The 13,179-nt window shown below is 61.2% G+C and carries 15 protein-coding genes; 8 read left to right on the top strand and 7 right to left on the bottom strand.

Translation table 11 applies throughout. From position 1 onward, the window contains the following. Positions 1 to 198: 198 nt before the first annotated feature. From A3AI_RS42975 to A3AI_RS45330, 3 genes are all read right to left on the bottom strand, one after another. Positions 199 to 435 (bottom strand): hypothetical protein, encoded by a 237-nt coding sequence (locus A3AI_RS42975; protein WP_036048684.1) that lies wholly within the window; start codon positions 433 to 435, stop codon positions 199 to 201. A gap of 275 nt (positions 436 to 710) precedes the next feature. Next, positions 711 to 1,430 carry an outer membrane protein gene (locus tag A3AI_RS0117985; RefSeq protein WP_024516926.1) on the bottom strand — a complete coding sequence of 240 codons (720 nt, stop codon included), beginning with the start codon at positions 1,428 to 1,430 and terminating at the stop codon, positions 711 to 713. A gap of 57 nt (positions 1,431 to 1,487) precedes the next feature. Further along, positions 1,488 to 3,029: an outer membrane beta-barrel protein gene (locus A3AI_RS45330; protein ID WP_245286915.1), complete on the bottom strand. Its 1,542-nt coding sequence runs from the start codon at positions 3,027 to 3,029 to the stop codon at positions 1,488 to 1,490. Between the two features lie 481 nt (positions 3,030 to 3,510). Here A3AI_RS45330 and A3AI_RS0117975 point away from each other — a divergent pair, with 481 nt between their 5' ends. The 4 genes from A3AI_RS0117975 (at position 3,511) to A3AI_RS0117960 (ending at position 8,045) form a co-directional block, all read left to right on the top strand. Then, positions 3,511 to 4,089, top strand: coding sequence for a hypothetical protein (locus A3AI_RS0117975; protein ID WP_024516924.1), 579 nt, complete (start codon positions 3,511 to 3,513; stop codon positions 4,087 to 4,089). A gap of 396 nt (positions 4,090 to 4,485) precedes the next feature. Continuing rightward, positions 4,486 to 6,108: a DUF4118 domain-containing protein gene (locus A3AI_RS0117970; RefSeq protein WP_024516923.1), complete on the top strand. Its 1,623-nt coding sequence runs from the start codon at positions 4,486 to 4,488 to the stop codon at positions 6,106 to 6,108. Positions 6,109 to 6,124: 16 nt separating this feature from the next. Continuing rightward, a complete protein-coding gene (locus tag A3AI_RS0117965) occupies positions 6,125 to 6,811 on the top strand; it encodes a response regulator (RefSeq protein ID WP_245286914.1) in 687 nt (228 codons plus the stop codon). A 514-nt stretch (positions 6,812 to 7,325) separates the two neighbouring features. Next, positions 7,326 to 8,045 carry an outer membrane protein gene (locus tag A3AI_RS0117960; protein WP_198030140.1) on the top strand — a complete coding sequence of 240 codons (720 nt, stop codon included), beginning with the start codon at positions 7,326 to 7,328 and terminating at the stop codon, positions 8,043 to 8,045. Between the two features lie 125 nt (positions 8,046 to 8,170). Here the strand turns inward: A3AI_RS0117960 and A3AI_RS0117955 are convergent, their stop codons facing one another. Further along, positions 8,171 to 9,439, bottom strand: a complete 1,269-nt coding sequence (locus A3AI_RS0117955) for a flavin monoamine oxidase family protein (protein WP_024516920.1) — start codon at positions 9,437 to 9,439, stop codon at positions 8,171 to 8,173. A gap of 12 nt (positions 9,440 to 9,451) precedes the next feature. Further along, the gene (locus A3AI_RS0117950; RefSeq protein WP_024516919.1) at positions 9,452 to 10,165 is read right to left on the bottom strand and encodes a dihydrofolate reductase family protein; all 714 of its coding nucleotides are present in this window, start codon (positions 10,163 to 10,165) and stop codon (positions 9,452 to 9,454) included. On the opposite strand from A3AI_RS0117950, the gene A3AI_RS47675 reads away from it, so the two are divergent. Continuing rightward, positions 10,164 to 10,589, top strand: a complete 426-nt coding sequence (locus tag A3AI_RS47675; protein WP_156927837.1) for a hypothetical protein — start codon at positions 10,164 to 10,166, stop codon at positions 10,587 to 10,589. The genes A3AI_RS0117950 and A3AI_RS47675 overlap by 2 nt on opposite strands. Here the strand turns inward: A3AI_RS47675 and A3AI_RS0117940 are convergent. Continuing rightward, positions 10,579 to 10,827, bottom strand: a complete 249-nt coding sequence (locus A3AI_RS0117940) for a hypothetical protein (protein WP_024516917.1) — start codon at positions 10,825 to 10,827, stop codon at positions 10,579 to 10,581. The genes A3AI_RS47675 and A3AI_RS0117940 overlap by 11 nt on opposite strands. A gap of 300 nt (positions 10,828 to 11,127) precedes the next feature. Between A3AI_RS0117940 and A3AI_RS48780 the strand changes: the two genes are divergently transcribed. From A3AI_RS48780 to A3AI_RS0117925, 3 genes are all read left to right on the top strand, one after another. After that, positions 11,128 to 11,286, top strand: coding sequence for a hypothetical protein (locus A3AI_RS48780; RefSeq protein ID WP_198030139.1), 159 nt, complete (start codon positions 11,128 to 11,130; stop codon positions 11,284 to 11,286). A gap of 455 nt (positions 11,287 to 11,741) precedes the next feature. Then, positions 11,742 to 12,134 (top strand): hypothetical protein, encoded by a 393-nt coding sequence (locus A3AI_RS0117930; RefSeq protein WP_024516916.1) that lies wholly within the window; start codon positions 11,742 to 11,744, stop codon positions 12,132 to 12,134. A gap of 406 nt (positions 12,135 to 12,540) precedes the next feature. Further along, entirely contained in the window at positions 12,541 to 12,789 is a 249-nt protein-coding gene (locus A3AI_RS0117925) for a hypothetical protein (RefSeq protein ID WP_024516915.1), read from the top strand. Positions 12,790 to 12,844: 55 nt separating this feature from the next. On the opposite strand, the gene A3AI_RS0117920 is transcribed toward A3AI_RS0117925, so the two are convergent. Continuing rightward, positions 12,845 to 13,084, bottom strand: a complete 240-nt coding sequence (locus A3AI_RS0117920) for a DUF6719 family protein (RefSeq protein ID WP_024516914.1) — start codon at positions 13,082 to 13,084, stop codon at positions 12,845 to 12,847. Between the last annotated feature and the right edge of the window lie 95 nt (positions 13,085 to 13,179).

Genomic DNA, 13,179 nt, shown 5'->3' with positions numbered 1-13,179 from the left:
GTATGATTTTTCTCGTTTTCTTGCGATGGTTGCGCTAGCCGCACAGATGCTCCCGATGGCGGACGACTGCGCCAATCGACATGGCATCTTCATAATCACGCGCTGCGCCGTAACAGGCCCGAATGCAGCAACAGGTCCGCCGCTCTCGCGCCGAACCGCACTCTTTGCACATCGCTCGATTTTGCCGCGGACGGCCTCTTACTGGCGCCATATCGGCGACTTCGGGCCGCCGTAATAGCGCATCGGCCCTGGATGCGTCGGCTCGGCTACCAACGCCAGCGCGGCCCGCGGCTGGATGCTCCAGTTGTGACGGTAGGCGGCAGGCCTTTTGTGCCTGACCGCGCCCTGACTTGGCACGCTCGCGACAGCGCAACCCGACGCAATCACCACGAAACCAATACGCGCAACATTGCACTTGATTCCACGCCTGCTCATTCGCCCCATCCTATTCCTCAGCCCGCCACATGGGATATTTCGGGCCCCCTTGGTACCGAAGCTCTCCGCGAGGCTTGCTGGTCGCCTGCGATCCGAGATCGACGGCACATCCCGCAGCAGTAGCGCACAGGGTTGCCACTGCCGAAAGAACGGCGATCCTCCGCACCAACGATCCTGCAAACACGTTCGGTCCCCTTCGACTGCCGCACCCGGGGCATCGAGTGCAGCTCTGCCGGCACCGGCGCCCACTCCCGCGGGCGCCGTCAATTCACCCCTCAGTATTTCGCAACCAATGGTCCGCCGCCGAACTTGAAATCCAGGCCGAGCAGAACAGTCGAATAAGTGTTGGCGACCGTGTAGGGAAGCACAGCGTTGGTCGGCGCATCGCGGTGATAGGTGCCGAGGTCGTAATAACGGTACTCGATCTTGCCGATCACATTGTTGGTGATGGCATAGGCGACGCCGCCACCAGCCGCGAGGCCACTGCGATGCGCGGAGAATGTATCGACAACACCGAACGCATCGGTATTGGTGTGGTCGATATCCCCGATGGCCCAACCGCCCGTGAAGAACAGCAGGAGCCGATCGACGGTGATGCCGCCGCGCACCCGCAAACTGCCGACCGCCTTCAAATGGTTGGCGTCGTTCCAGCCGAGGGCAAAATTGTCGTTGCCCTGGATGTTGGTCCAGGCGCCGTCACCCTCGATACCGAACAGGATCTGTCCGACCATCCAGTTGTAGCCGACCTCGCCGCCGGCCAACGGGCCATGCGTCTCGAAGTTTGCCGTGAAGTTCCTGAAGCCCACTGGCCCCGCGGCGTTGTTGACGTTCTGGTTACCGAAGCCGTAGCCGCCGAAGCCGCCGATGTAGAAGCCACTCCAGTCATAGACTGGCGGCGCAAGCGGTGGCGCCTTGAGCGCGAGGTCAGCGGCGGATGCCGGCGTCCCCAGAGCCAGCGCGCCAAGCGCGACGGTTGCGAGAAGGTTTCGTTTCATTGTTAGCCCCTGTCGAATTGTCTGCTTTCAGGCGGATCAAGCCGCGAGTGTCAGCCCTTAGAAGTGGATGATGATGTCAGCCGATCCGATCAGAGCGGTGCTCTTGTTCGGTGCGATGCCGAGGTTCGAGTTGCCGTTGAACGCAAAGCCGTTGAGCGAGCGATAGAACGAGAACTCCGGCCGGATCTCGATCTGCGGCGAGAACCAGTGCTGCCAGCCAAGGCCGGTTTCGATGTAGTTAGTCTTGGTGCCGGTGCGCTGGCCCTCGACGTCGTCGAACCACTCGAAGCGCCAGGAGATGTTGTCGAGCTTGGTCGGGCTATAGTTCAGGTACCAGAGGAACGACCGGGATTCCGCCGTGCAGGAGAACAGACCCGGGTTGCTGCACTGAGCCAGGAACGGCGAGTTGAACGGCATGTATTGCGGCGAGAACGGCGTGCCGCCTGCGGCGAATGCGGCGAGCGCAGCCGGGTTATTCTGGTTCAGCACATTGTTCTGATGGAGGTCATAGGACTCGATTGAGATATGCCACTGATCATTGAACCTGTGATAGTAGGTCACTCCATACCAATTCAGGTTGTTGTAACCCCAATTGCCGTTGTTGATCCCGTTTGCAATGACGTTGATACTGTCGTTGCCGCTATCGGTCGTATAGCGAATACCGAGGGTGCCGCTCGGCTGCGCACCCGGATCCTTCAGCATGGTGCTGTTGGGGTAGAGCGGATTCGGGAAAGGATTGGCTATCGTAGCGCCGACATGCCATGGCACCGACTCGGTTCCGGCGGTCAGCCCTGCCTGAATTAACCAGTTCTTTGTCGCCGCCAACGTCAGTTGGATTCCGGTGTTGGTGAAGTTGTCGAACGTGTAAGTCATCGAATGCGAGTACATGTAGTTGTTTGGCGCAAGCTGGGCCTCGATGTCTGGAATCGAGATGAAGCGCCCGAACCTGATCATGAGGCCCTCCGCGAGCTGCGGAACGAACACCTCGCCATAGGCCATCGGTAGATCGTAGCCGTAGTTCGAATTGTGGTTCAGGAGCTGGTTGCTCCACAGGCCGTAGGCCGTTGTATAGCGATAGGTCTCGCCGAAGATCGGCGCGAGGCGGAAGCCCCAGTCGACGTGATCCTTTTGCACCGTATCGGGCAGGCGCTCGATATAGACCACGGCCTGATCGAGTTGCACCGTGTTCGGATTGTAGTCGTAGGCGGCGGGCGCGTTGCCACCTCGCACGGTGTTGTTGGAGAGGTTGCCGCCCCCATTGATCCAGCCATAGACCTGGATGTGGTTGTCGGCCATCTCCTGACCGAGCCTAGTGTTGCCGAGCGCCGCCATCAGTGGGCTGTCGATTGAGCCCGACCGCGTCACGCCAAGGCTCGTGGTGCCGCCATAGGGCCATTCGGTGAACGGCATCGGCGGCGTCGACTCCGGCGTGGTCGGCCAATAGGCGCGGCGGGACGGCGGCGCCTTGGGATCCGAAGGCGCAGATTCATGGCCCCATTCCAACCGATAGTAGTTGATGAAGCGGGTGATAAAGTCATCGCCCAGATAGCTATCGAGGCAGGAGTAGTTCTTGTAGGGATCGCAGTAAGTTTTCCCCATTGGCGGAAGTGTATCCGCGTATGCTCCGCCGATCGCTCCGACCGCGATCAGCGATACGCCCGCCAATAAAGCTTTCTTCATAGTGTTGCCCCAAGCTGCTGTTACAGCGCTTCATGGAAGCGCGTGCTCTGATTGAGCTTGGGAGCAATCTCGTTTTGGGTCAGGGAAAAATCGATACAGCTTGCCGCGCGCTTTCCTTAAAAAAAAATAGCCAGAAATCGGCGCCGAGCTTCGATTGCACTCACAATCATCAACTGCTCAACGAATTGCTCGTTTGCACGACGAAAGTCATGACGTTTTCGGCAATAACCTTGCTCTGCACTGCAACAGTTTCTCGACACGTGTTGCATTTCCGTCATACGCTCGAGGTCATCCGATATTTTTTTGCTATGAAAATCGAGAAGCTCGTCGATCGAAGATATATGGCGCGAGCCGTTAAGCTTTCTCCTCGGAGCCCGTTCGCTCCAGGCGAGGCAAGACGATGGAAGTTGAGAAGCAAGTTGCAGTCGAAACGGGCACGCCAGAGCCGCTGGCAAGTCCGGATTTCGATTTCCTGCCCAAGATTCTCTTGGCGCAATGCCGCAACCTGATCGAGAGCTACCACGAGGTGCACGGCTTCGCCTGCCTGCCCGATATATTGTGGAAGTCCAGGCTCGGGCCCTTCATCGAACGTCATCGCGAGCTGCGACAATTTCTGCGTAAGGCGTCGACGACGCGCAGCGCCAAGAAATCCCACGAAGGCTTTGCGCGAATCGCAACCACGATCCTGTCGCTCGAGATATTGTCCTCGAGCTTCGCGGGCTGGGGCGCCATCTATCCCGAGGCGGCGGAGCTTGCGCGCGATATTCTCAAGCGCAACAGCAGCAACAGCCAGCAACTGCCCTTGATGGAATTCTATCTCTATCCACCGAAATACATCAGCTCGGCGGCGATCGCGACGCTCGCGCCTCCGGCGGATTGCCGTCCAGAGCTCGCCGGCGAAAAGCGGGCACTCAACTATGTCAATGCGATTCGCGAAACGCTCGGCGGAAAGCAGGCACCGGCGTCGCCGGTCCATTGAGGCCGAGACGCCCGAACTGTGTCCGGGGTGCGCCCTGTTCGCTCGGACCTCAACGCAGGTACGTATTCGGCCGGCAAAACCCGCCGGTGATCGGCGATAGCCACCCACGTCAACGGCCGTAAGATCGCGGCGCGCGACTATTATTTTTATATTTGCCGGTCTTGCCAGCAGCATAGATTTTCTACTGCGTTTTGAACGATCCTGATTTCACCGGGTAGTCAGTCACATGGGACGATCGATCGCAGAGACACCGCCGAAAAAGATCGGCAGTGGCAGGCCATTTGGGCAGGCGTATAGCGCCTGAGACCGCTGGAAGTTGATGGGGCAATTGTCCTCGGCTCCTCGCCGGGCTGGACGGTCGGGCGTCGGATGTCCTTTTCTACGAAAGTGGTTCGCTTGATCTATGACTCGGCTCTGGTTGCGATGTTCGCAGGGAAGCGAACGAGCCCGGCCCAAAAAGACCGTCGCCGTGCGCGCTTCGAGGAGGCGCCCGAATCGTTCTTTCGCGCGGAAGTCCTGCCATTGATCATGGCACTCGTCGGCGTGGCGCTTGTGACCGCGCCCCTCCTGATGGTCGGCGCCAAGGTTGCGGTCGCGCTCGTACCCGTCACCTACCTCATTCCCGTGATGGTCGCAGCGACCCAGTGGGGAATCTGGCCCGCCACCCTCGCTTCCATCGCCAGCATGGCAGCGGCGGACTTCTTCTTCTTTGCGCCGATCTACAGCTTCCAGGTCGAGAGCCCGGAGGCAGTCACCGACCTCCTGCTGTTTCTTGTGGTCTCACTGGTCAGCAGCAATCTTGCCTCCCGGCTGAAGCGCGAGACCGACACCTTGCGTCGGCGGGAAAAGGAGATGCAGAAGCTTTACGAATTCTCCCGGCGTCTCGCCGCGTGTTTCACGATCGACGACCTCGTGTCGGCAATCCACGACTATCTGTCGCGCAATCTCGGGCCGCAGGCCGCCTTTTTCGTCGCCACGCCCGATAGCCATTTCGGACCGCCTGAATCACGCAACGCGCCGAAGCCGGTGCTGGAAGGCGTGGCGTCGATGGCTGCGGTGGCCGGCGCGCCCGGTCGGACCATTGTCAACGTGGCTACCGCGGAGGTCTGGCTGTTGCGCGCGGTCTCCACCGAAACCACCGTGCACGGGGTGATCGCAATCAATATCGGCACCGGCTCGAGCGAAGCCATCAGGGCGAGGACCGCGCGCGTCGAGGCGATTGTCGAGGAAATCGCGCTGACCCTGCAACGGCTCGACATCGGCAAGGCGATGGAACACGCGCGACTGCATCTGCAGGCGCAGCTCCTGCGCGACGCGTTCCACGGTACTTTGTCGCACGAATTGTGCTCGCCGCTTGCAGCCATTCAAGGTTCGGCGGCCGTGCTGGCGACAGTTCCTACCGTCAAGAAGGATCTACAGGCCCGCTCGCTGGTCGAAGCAATCTCCGAAGAGGTCGCGCAACTCGACAGCTATATCCAGAACCTGCTTCAGGCCACGCGTGTCACCGCCGGCGGGCTGAAGCCGCGCCTCGAGTGGACCGATCCCCGCGACATCATCGATGCGGCGCTGAAGCGAACGGCCCGACGTCTCGCCGCCCACAAGGTCGTCTCCGTTCTGGACGAGGACCTGCCGCTGATCAATATCGACTCTGGCCTGGTCGAGGAGGCCTGCGCGCAGCTTCTGCAAAACGCCGCCAAATATTCTCCCTCTGGATCGCTCATCACGATCAAGGTGCAAGCCGATCCCGCGTGGGTGATCCTTTCCGTCAGCGACCAGGGCATCGGCATTACGCCGGACGAGCAGCAACAGCTCGGGCGCCGCTCGTTCCGTAGCGAACGCCACCGGGCGAGCACGCCAGGATCGGGCCTCGGCTTCTGGATTGCCTCCACCTTCGTCAAGGCGAACAGCGGCACTGTCAGCGTTTCAAGCCGCGGCCAGGGTATGGGAACGACCGTTTCCATCGCCCTGCCCGCTTCCGAATTAAACCTCTCCGACCTCAGTGCGCTGGACCATGAGTAAGCCCGCCAACGTCGTATTGCTGATCGACGACGAACCGAAGATCCGGCGCTTTCTGCGCGCGGGGTTCGAACTCAACGGCTATTTGGTGCTGGAGGCAGAAAACGCAGCCGAAGCCCTCAAGGTTTCGACCTTCAGGCCGCCCGATATCATCATCCTCGATCTCAATCTGCCAGATCTTCACGGGATCGACCTGCTTGAGCGGATCCGCTCGTGGTCGAACGTTCCAGTGATCATCCTCTCGGTTGTCGCCGGCGAGGACGAAAAGGTCCGGCTGCTTCAGGCGGGCGCCGATGACTACGTCGTCAAACCCTTCGGCATGGCCGAACTGCTTGCACGCAGCGAAGCTGCGTTGCGCCGCTATTTCAAGACTGCGACGGAGAACCCCGTCGTCGTGGCCGGACCGTTGTCGGTCGATCTGGCCACCCGTACGGTCGCACTGAACCAGAACACGGTGAGGCTGACGCGCAAGGAGTATCGCCTCCTCCACATTCTAGCAATGCATGTCGGCCTGGTTGTGACGCACGACCAGCTGCTCAAGGAGATCTGGACGGGAAATCAGCGCGACAATATTCAATATTTGCGTATTCTCGTGCGCAAGCTGCGGCAAAAGATCGAAGCGGATCCCAATCATCCACGTCTCTTGATTACGGAATCCGGGGTTGGCTACCGGTTGCAAAGCCGAATCGAAGCCACACCGGCATAGAATGGGCGTGCACGCTCCTGCGTTCGCCGCGCAGATTCTGCTACGTCGTGATCGTCAAGTTGGACGCTGCTGGATCAGGGTTGAAAGGTCGTCAGCACCACCCTCTCGACATGCGTATAGAAATAATGGACTCCGATCCGAATCTCGCCGTGCGCGACGTTCGAGCCGCGCTCGCTGACGAAACGTGCAGCAAACGCTTCCCGTTCGACGACTGGAGTTCGTTCGGGAAAATATGCAGTGACAAACGTTCCCGCCTGCAGCGGGACGATCGTCAGCAGGAAAAGATATTCTCCGTATATTTTTTTGAGCGACTTGCGATGTCACGACGCTGCAACGCACATCGGGAAAATACGCTCTGCAAGCGATTCCTATGCCGTCCCACATCGCATTATCCAACGGCTCACTCATAATCCCTTCAAGGTCAGCATGAAGCCGGCAAAGCGCCGTGCAGGGGGAATAGATGCGTCGACGGATGAAATTGATTGTTGCGGCTGCGGCCTCGTTGGGGATCGGCATGAGCAGCGTCGCTTCGGCGGCCGATCTTCCGATGAAAGCACCCCGCGCGGCGCCGGTCCCGCTGTACAACTGGAGCGGATGCTACGTAGGCGGCAACGCGGGCGGCGCCTGGAACCGAATGGATACGACGCGCGTGCTGATCGATACGGCGCCGCCCACTGCAACACTCGACGATTTCGGCCGCGAGAACGACTCGGGCTTCATGGGCGGCGCCCAGGTCGGCTGCGATTTCCAGACCACTAATCTGGTGTTCGGCGTCGAGTCGCAGTTCGAGTTCGGCAGCGTCAAGGGCAGCCACAGCATTCCGGCTTTCCCCGCGTTCACCGAGGCCAACAATCTGCAACAGCTCTATCTGCTAACCGGCCGGATCGGTTATCTCTGGACGCCGCAGCTGCTTGGCTATGTGAAGGTCGGCGCCGCCTTCCAGACTAACAAAAACAGCGTGTTCTCTCCTGGCGGCGCATTGGTCGAAAGCGCGAAGTTCACCGATCCTGGCATCACCGCTGGCATCGGCTTAGAATACATGTTCGTGCCCAACTGGTCGGTGTTCGCCGAAGCCAACTATGTCTGGACCGACGACGACAGCGCCGCGCACGACTATAAATCTCCTGCCGGCGTGCCGCTCGAAGTCCTCAACGACCGCCCGCGGATCATCTCCGCCATGGTCGGCGTGAACTACAAGTTTCATTGGGAAGGGCCGGCCGTCGCCGGATACTGATCTCTCCTTGTCGTCCGACAACTCGGAGCCCCGGCATGACGAGGCCGGGGTTTCTCTTTTCTCTGCCCCGCGCGCGAGCCGGATTTGCTCGCAGTCGGCCTGATTATTGGAGTTGGCCAGTAGCTTCAGAGGATGGTCCGCGCCGCTTCCAGGCCGCTCGCCAGCGCAGCCTCGACCGTTCCCATGTCCGGGCCGCGGTAGACGGCTTCGCCGGAAAACAGAATGGCACCCTGACGGCTTGCCAGTGTGGACTGCGCCGCGCGCGTGTCCGGCGTGGCGTAGGAATAGGCTCCGCGAGCGAAAGGATCGTTGGCCCAATTGATCGCCCGCGCCGCGACGATGTCTTGCATCAACCGCTGCGGCGAGAGCCCGAAAATATCGGCGAGCGAGGCGAGACCTTTCTCGATCAGCTCGCTTTCGTCGAAATTGGCCAAGGCGTGCGTCTTGGGACCGGCGATCCAGCCCGTGAGCACGGCATGTTCAGCCGGACGCTGTGTCCACCAAACCGGGATCGTCTTGTCCGACAGAAGAAACAACAGGTCGGAAAGGTCGTTGCCTTTGGCGTCGACCCACCAACAGGACTTGAAGCGGAGCAGGAGTTTGATGACGTTGCCGAAGCCGATATCGGCGGCGGCCGCCACCCGGTTATGAGCCTCGGCCGGAAGCGCAATCTCCCGCAGGAGAGGAAGCGGCACGGTGATGACAACGGTATCGGCCGTGTAGGTCTCGCCGTTGCCACAACGGAGCAAGGCGCGGCCTTCGGCCGTTTCGATGGCGCCGACTGCGGCACCAAGATGGATAGCGGCGCAGTGCTTGCGGCACTCGGCGGTCAGGAAATCGATCAGGGCGCCGTAGCCGCCGACAATGCGCGCCTGCATGCTGCGTCCGCTATTCATCCATTCGTCGCGAAGCGCCAGGACGCTTGCCCGCGCCGGATCGGCGGCATCGTAGCCCTCGACCATTCTCTGGACGGAATGCCTCAGCTCGCCGTACTCGGGACCTGCGAAATACTGCTTCAGGAAATCAGCGACAGTGAGGTCGGCCTCCAATGCCGCGAGGACCTCGTGAAGGCGCTCGGTGTGGCTGGCACGCGTTTCGTCCTGCGAGAAGCCTCGCTGATCCACGTTCCATCGCGCCCCCCTCAACGGCAGGAGCGACAATCCGGCCTCGCGCAGCAAAGCTCGCGTCACGGGCGCCTCGCCGTGGACGAATTCGGCCCCGCCGTCCGCCCTGTACCCGAATTCCGAAGGCGAAAGCGGGTGGATGCGGCCGCCGCATCTATCGCGCGCCTCCAGGATCGTCACCCTCTTGCCCGCGCGCGCAAGCTCGCGGGCTGCCATCAGCCCCGCCGCGCCCGCACCGATGACGACGATATGTTCTGCCTGCGACCGGATCATGCCGGAGCTCTATCCGCGAGTTGATTGGGAGCCGGAGTTCTGGATCCGATATCGCAGCAACATAGCACCATCATCCAGCGCCTTGCTGCCCTCCAGCGTCAGTGCCGTAACCGGAGCCGGCTGATCGGCTTCGGCATCCGAGGAGTCGAAGACGCTTGGCGCTCCCTTCGCGCCGTCCACAGCAGGACACAGGATCAGATTGAGCTCGTCGATCAGCCCCGCACGCAGAAAAGCGCCGTTGACGCCGCCTCCGCCCTCGAGCAGGAGGCGCTTCACGCCGAGTTCGCGATTGAGAATGTCGAGCGTGAGAGCAAGATCAAGCTCGGATTTCCCGGCGAAGATGTAGGACACGCCCTCGCCGCGCAGGCCCGCCAAATGGGCGTCCGAAACCGTCTCGGACAGCACGACGACGATCGGATCGCCGCCGATGTCGGGACGGCCCCACGCGATCTTGCCATGGGCGTCGAGCACCACGCCGTACGCGTTCGCGTCGCGCCGCGAGAACCACGCCTCGCGAGGAAAGGTCTCCCTGGTCGAGGCGGGATAAGGTTTGCCCTTTGCGAACTCCTGGCCGGTGACACGGCCGACGAGCCAGGCGTCGCCCGCGAGTTCGTCATGCACCCGTTCGAACAGATCTCGCGCCGCTCCCTTCGGCCGCCAGCGGCTTGGCAGTGTCCGGCCGTCGACGCTGGAGGCCATCAGGCAGATGACGTGTGGCTTCATGCGAACCCTCTTGAACTCTAAAAGCTCGACCGGGCCGAGCTTCGACTTCAGTATTTGCTCATGGTCGATCTATTTCAACGAGGTCAGGAGGCTTCGGGTTCATGTGCCGCTGACGTTTGGTTTACCGCGCGAACGCGGCCCATTCTTCTTGGACAGCAAGCCGGGAACGGCCTGGTGCAATCGCTGCTGCATTTGCCGATGCAATATCGTTCAGGAGGGCGGCCCCGCATTGCCGGTCAAAGAATCGAACCGCGTCCTCCATCGTCGCGATACCAGCGGTCTTTGCCGCCGCCGCGCATGGCGCGATCAAGAACAGGGCTGCTGCAATCCCAAGCTTGCGCATAGCCCGACCCTTCGGGACAATTCCGGCAACAGTTCGGCCGGGCCGTCCGGATGGCGGAAACAGCAGCCCCTCAAATATTGAAGATCCGAAAGTCCGGTCGCGACGAGGTCTGCAAGTGCGCGGCTTGTGTGCCGTGTCGCGCCTGGTTCTGTGCCGCGATCCTCTGCAGGCACTTCCTGAGTTCGGCATCCGTCTGCTTGATCTGGTTGCGGATTTCCTGCCGCTCGAAGCGGGTGAGCGAGGCATGCGCCAGATAGCTCCAGGCCTGCCGCAACCACTCCTTCAACGCTTGTACGTCTCGCTCCAAAGTGTCGGCCATGGGCCCACCTTCCAAGGTACAGCGCGTGTAGCTTAAGTGATTCGCAGCTCGGGGGACGCGGACCTCGTAGTCCTACGGAGATGTTTTTTCCGATCGCTTTCGCCGTCAGCCCGCCCGCTCGATCCGCCAACATCTCCTGTTCGTCGCGAGGCCCTTCCAACTGTCGTTCGCGCGTTTGCGATTCACGCGAAGAACGCGGGCTCCTCATCGCAGACCCATTAACCGGCCATTAGCCATGACCGCAGCACTGTCGGAACGAAGCAATTCGCTTCAAATTGTCCCTGCCAAAGGAGACGGGGCATGGACGAGATCGACAATCTCCGCGACCAGGCAGCACGCGCCGAGCGGCTTTCGATGTGCATCACCGACACACTCACCGTCGAGCGGCTGAAGTCGTTCGCCGCCGAATGCCGGCGGCGGATGGCGCTGCTGTCCGGCGCCGCGCGCCGGGCGGCGTGAGGCTTCGAGCGTCATGATACTTCGTGCGTCATGCCGCGCAGCGCGGCACTTTCACGCTTCTGCAGCTCGCGCCGTCGAGGCCTTCCGCAGTACGGGCGGCACAGTTCTATGCCGAGGATCTCCGCATCCCCATGCCGGCTGCGCCCCCGCAAGGGTTGGAGGCGCTGCTGGTCCGCCCCGCGGCGCCCCGCTCGCGCTGATCAACCACGGCACGCCGCGCGATTCCGCCGACCGCGCCATCATGACGGCGGGCCGGGTGAACGGCGAGTAGAGCAACCTCCCGGCATTCATCAGGCCGCACGCGGAGCCCAGCCGCGACACGGTAATTTTTTACCGCACCCTTGTAGCAAAATTATCACCTTTAACCTAAACTGCTATTTGCACCGGCAACACACTGACAACTCTCTTGATTCAGCCGTTCCGCTTTGCTGCAATCGGCCTCGCTGAGGTGTGCCATGAAGTGGATGCGAGAACGCGACGCGTTGATCGCGCAGACGCTGGCCTTTGTTCAGTCGGTTACCGGCAGGAAGGATGCCGGTGAACCGTTGCCCTCGGTTGTGCCGGAGCCTCCCCCACCACCATCGCGCGCACCTGCCGCTGCATCGCCTGCACTCCCGACCATAGCCGAGACCCTGAAGAACCCTGAGCCTGTTCCCGTGGCGCCTTCCGCGGCGCCGCGGCCAGTGGTCCCGAGCGACTTTCAGCGCGAGCTGAAGAGCCGGATCGCGAGCTTTCGCGCCCATCAGGAGCGCTTCAACCGGGAGCGCGAGGAGTATTTCAGTGCCACGCTGGCCCGGCTTCGCGCCGCGATCGAGGATGGGCCGCCGCCACCCCGCCCGCGAGACTAAGCGCGATGAGATTTGGTTGCGTCATCGTGCTTTAGATCTTTGATCGAGCATGATCTTTTTTGAATCCGCTACACACTTTTCCGGATCATGCTTTGAGGCACGGCCTCGGGCCACGTCCGGCATAGATCAGAGAAAAGCCCACACCAGTGCAACATTCGCAGCGCAGGCGGCGAGCAGCCCCACTGCAAGGGTGAACTGCGCGCGCTCACAAAATGTATGGAGCATGGTTCCCATGGGCAGAACCATCCAGCGATTCTGGCCGCGGAGTCTCGGGGATTCTTTTTCTTGAGATTTACGCCTCGTTAAGGACTCAAGGCACGCCGGAAACCAGGCCCGCCGGCACCCAACCCGTCGCGGAACCCCAACGCCGGGCCAGCGTTGAACCGGGCTCATAGGGAGCCAAACCATGCCTTATGCGCTGTTTTCGGATGGGGCTAAAATCAGCAAGTCCTACCCGACCGAGGCAGATGTCTGGAAGCTTGCCCGCAAAAGCGGCCTCGTGGTCGACGTCGCAATGGAAGATGACGGGGCGAACCCGCACCCTCTGCTCGACAACGACTATGAAATCCGCCCTTGCCCGACGGATCCGCTGGAGGATCCTGAGCAAAATCGAGCCGACGCCGAACGCGAGGCTGACCGCGAGCCGCAGTTCTAGCCCGGATGTCCATCGATCGGTTCTGCCGAACAAAAGCCGCGAGGCGAGAAAGCCGCTACGGCACCGCGACCGCGAGTGAGGCCTGGTCGCCCGAAAGTGCCACACACTCCCGCTTGCGATGCAGTCCCCGGATCGACCCCGTCACCTTCAGAACCTTGCCGGCCGGGCAGGACATATCCTGCACATAGGCGACCTCATAAGGCGCCAGCACCAGCGGTTCGGATTTGAGAATGGTCCGCCCCGAGCACGGCAGCGCGACCGCAGACACGATCAGCATCGCCACCAAGATACGCATGTTTTGTAATCCACCTGCCCGGCTGGAACATAATAACCGAAACGTGACGAAAGTTTCGCGATTCCTGAAAATATTTTTGACAGTGTGAGCGCGTG

Source organism: Bradyrhizobium sp. Tv2a-2 (assembly GCF_000472425.1).
In the GTDB taxonomy this organism is placed as follows: Bacteria; Pseudomonadota; Alphaproteobacteria; order Rhizobiales; family Xanthobacteraceae; genus Bradyrhizobium.
Note: the sequence above shows the minus strand (reverse complement) of the source record. Positions and strands in the feature narration are given on the sequence as shown.